Annotated in this window: 3 protein-coding genes and 1 pseudogene; 1 reads left to right on the forward strand and 3 read right to left on the reverse strand. The window is 70.2% G+C overall.

What is annotated here, in order from left to right:
- From Q8M82_RS06270 to Q8M82_RS06280, 3 genes are all read right to left on the reverse strand, one after another.
- Positions 1–1,171, reverse strand: a 1,171-nt coding sequence (locus Q8M82_RS06270) for an acyl-CoA carboxylase subunit beta (RefSeq protein WP_305690518.1), incomplete at its 3' end; no start/stop codon positions are given.
- Between the two features lie 92 nt (positions 1,172–1,263).
- Positions 1,264–2,052 (reverse strand): ATP12 family chaperone protein, encoded by a 789-nt coding sequence (locus Q8M82_RS06275; RefSeq protein WP_305690519.1) that lies wholly within the window; start codon positions 2,050–2,052, stop codon positions 1,264–1,266.
- Positions 2,053–2,084: 32 nt separating this feature from the next.
- Positions 2,085–3,083 (reverse strand): P1 family peptidase, encoded by a 999-nt coding sequence (locus tag Q8M82_RS06280; RefSeq protein ID WP_305690520.1) that lies wholly within the window; start codon positions 3,081–3,083, stop codon positions 2,085–2,087.
- Positions 3,084–3,272: 189 nt separating this feature from the next.
- Between Q8M82_RS06280 and Q8M82_RS06285 the strand changes: the two are divergent.
- A pseudogene (locus tag Q8M82_RS06285) lies at positions 3,273–3,513 on the forward strand (hypothetical protein); the annotation flags it as partial.

A 3,513-nucleotide genomic window follows, 5' to 3' on the forward strand; every position in this document is an offset into this window, starting at 1 on the left:
TTGCCTGAGAATAGGCGAAGAGCAGCTTCGCGCCGTGCTTAATCAGGCCGCCATATTCCTGCGCCGTTCCGGGCAGGAAGCCGGGCACGTCGACGAAGGTGACGATCGGGATCTCGAAGGCGTCGCAATAGCGCACGAAGCGGGCGGCCTTGCGGGAGGCATCGGAGTCGAGCACGCCGGCCAGGACCATCGGCTGGTTGGCAATGAGCCCGACGGTGCGGCCCTCGATACGGCCGAAGCCGGTGACGATGTTGCCGGCGTAAGACCCTTGAATCTCGAAGAAGTCGCCCTCGTCGAGGGTTTTGAGGATCAGCTCCTTGATGTCGTAGGGCTTGTTTGGGTTGTCCGGCACCAGCGTGTCGAGGCTCATATCGACACGGTCGGGCACGTCGAAGCTCGGCCATTCCGGCACGCCGACGGTGTTGTTGGCGGGGAGGAAGTCGAGCAGGCGGCGCACCTGCAGCAGCGCCTCGACATCGTTCTCGAAGGCGCCGTCGGCGACCGAGGATTTCGTCGTGTGGACCTTGGCGCCGCCGAGCTCTTCCGAGGTCACGGTCTCGTTGGTGACGGTCTTCACCACATCGGGCCCGGTGACGAACATGTAGGAGCTGTCGCGGACCATGAAGATGAAGTCCGTCATCGCCGGCGAGTAGACGTCGCCGCCGGCGCAGGGGCCCATGATCACCGAGATCTGCGGGATCACGCCCGAGGCCGCGACATTGCGCTTGAAGACCTCGCCATAGCCGCCGAGCGCGGCCACGCCCTCCTGGATGCGGGCGCCGCCGGCATCGAACAGGCCGACGATGGGGGCGCGCATCTTCAGCGCCATGTCCTGGATCTTGACGATCTTCTGGGCGTGGGTCTCGGAGAGCGAGCCGCCGAAGACGGTGAAGTCCTTGGAGAAGACGAAGACGGTGCGGCCATTGACCGTACCCCAGCCGGTGACGACGCCATCGCCGGGGATTTTCTCGGCCTTCTCCATGCCGAAATCGACGCAGCGATGCTGCACGAACATGTCGAACTCCTCGAAGGAGTCCTTGTCGAGCAGGAGTTCGATGCGCTCGCGGGCGGTCAGCTTGCCCTTGCCGTGCTGGGCCGCGACGCGCTTGGCGCCGCCGCCCTGGCGGGCGCCCTCGCGACGGTCTTCGAGCTGTTCGAGAATGTCTTTCATGAGGGACGCCCCGGAGCCGACGAAAGGTTCTGTGGCTTCCGGATTAAGCGGCGGCGCGGTTTGTGTCCATCGCCAGCCGGTGCGGCTTTCGGCTAGCCCTGCGTGAGCAGCAGCACCGCCGCGCCATACTCCTTGCGCCGGATGGCGCGGCGCTCGGCCGCCTCCTCGTCCTGGCCCCAGATGCCGATCTGGTAGTCCTCGTCGCAATGGGCGGCGGCCCAGATCGCGTCCGCGTCGCGCAGGCCGAAATGGAGCGCCAGCATCAGCAGGGTCGAGCCGGTCAGCGTCATGACGTTGTGGGCGCCCGCCAGCGCGACGGGGGCGGGAATCGCGCCGACATGGCGGGCCACCGCTTCGAGCGTGGTCGGCGGCTGCTCTGCGAAGACGATGCCCTGCGCCAGGATGAAGCGCGCGCCGATCTTCGCCTCGACCTCGTGGCGGATCGGCTCCCAGATCTTCTCCTGCAGCGCGACCAACTCCTGCGGCTCGCCGGCGCGATAGCAGAGCGCGTCCGAGCCGGCATAGCGGACGATCTCGGCGCGGACGGCCTTGTGCTGGTCGGCGACGCCGTCCAGCGCCGAATTGACCAGCCGGGTCAGCGGCATGCGGGCGGGATCGATCTTGTCGCTCGGCGCGTCCCACTCGGCGGCGAGCGCCTCGGCGACGGGGCGCGACGCGACCGCGAGCGGCTTGCGGGCCGGGGTGCGGGCGGTGCGGCCATCGAGCGCGACATGGAACAGCCCGTCGCGCTCCAGCACGGCGGCGTGTTCGTAGAAGCGGCTCGGCAGGGCGTTGCGCATCGCCTTCTGGGCGGCGGCGACGGGATCGGGCTGGCGCTGGCCGGCGGCGCCGAAGCGGGCGAGGAAATCATCTGTCGACATGGGCGCGCCTCTAGCATGGCGGGGGGGCGCGGTCAGCCTCCGAAACGGTCGCGCCAGGCCGGTAGCGCGCCCGCGAAGGGCAGGGCGGTGGCGGCATGGACGCCGCGAGCGACGGCGCGGGCCAGCACGTCGGCGGCCGTCGTGCAGAGTTCGGTCAGGGCGAAGGCGTCGGAGGGGGCGCCGCTGTGACCGGTCGCGGCGGCGAAGACGATGTCGCCGTCGAGCGCGCCATGGGAGGGCCGTAGCGCCCGCGCCAGCCCGTCATGGGCGGCGAGCGCGAGGCGCTTGCACTGCGCCTTGGTCAGCACGGCGTCGGTCGCGACCAGGGCGATGGTCGTGTTCTGGCCGGCGCCGCCCTTGAAGCGCAGGCCGAGATCCTCGGCAGAGATGCCGGCGGGCCAGCCGCGCCCACCGAATTCGCTGTCGCGCTCGTAAGGCGCCGCCCAGAAATGCGGGCCGTCGCCGATCGTGGCGGTGCCCACGGCGTTGACCGCGACGAGCGCGCCGACGATCTGGCCGGTTGCAGCCCTGGCGCTGGCCGAGCCGAGCCCGCCCTTGAGATTGGCGAGCATCGCGCCGTAGCCGGCGCCAGTCGTGCCAAGGACGAAATCGGCGCCGGTGTTGGCGGCGGCCTCTGCCCCCAGCCGGCGATAGGGCGCTTCCGTCCCGCCCTTCGCCCAGGGCTTGTCGCCGCCGTTGAGCAGGTCGAACAGGATCGCCTGCGGCACGATCGGAACCCGCAGCGGCCCGATCGGGAAGCCGCGGCCCTGGCTCGCCAGATGCGCCATGACGCCATCGGCCGCCGCCAGCCCCCAGGCCGAGCCGCCCGCGAGCACGATCGCATCGACATGCTCGACCGTCATCTCCGGCTCGAGCAGGCCCGTCTCGCGCACGCCGGGCGCCCCGCCGAGGATGGCGACGGAGGCGACCGTCGGCCGATCGAACAGGGCGACCGTGACGCCGGTCGCCGCCTGCACATCCTGCGCCTGGCCGACGAGGAGGCCGCGGACATCGGTGATGAGATTGCGCATGGGCGGCGGCTCGGGAGGCGGGGTGGCGGGAACGGGGAACGAGGGCGGGGCCGGGGCGTTACATTACCGAGAGTTCATGATTGCGCCATCGCAAGGACAGCGCGATCGGCCCATGGTCTCGTCATCGCGACCCGGCTTCGAGACCCGCTCAGCGACTGTTCCCTCCGCCTACGACTCGGGAGATAACGCATGAAACCCTACGCCCTGATCGCAGCCTCCTCCATCGCTGCGCTGGCCGCGAGCTTCGCCGTGGCGCAGCCGCAGCCGATTCCTCCCGCCGGCGGCGAGCGCGACGGCCCGCGCCAGGAACGCAGCGAGCGCCCCGATCGCGGTGATCGCTATGAGAGCCGCGAGCAGCGCCGCGAGGAATGGCGCGAGCGCCGCGCCGAGCGCATGCAGGAGCGCCTGAACGAGCGCCTCGCCAAGCTGC

The sequence above is a fragment of the Allobosea sp. genome, from assembly GCF_030694325.1.
Taxonomy (GTDB): domain Bacteria; phylum Pseudomonadota; class Alphaproteobacteria; order Rhizobiales; family Beijerinckiaceae; genus Allobosea.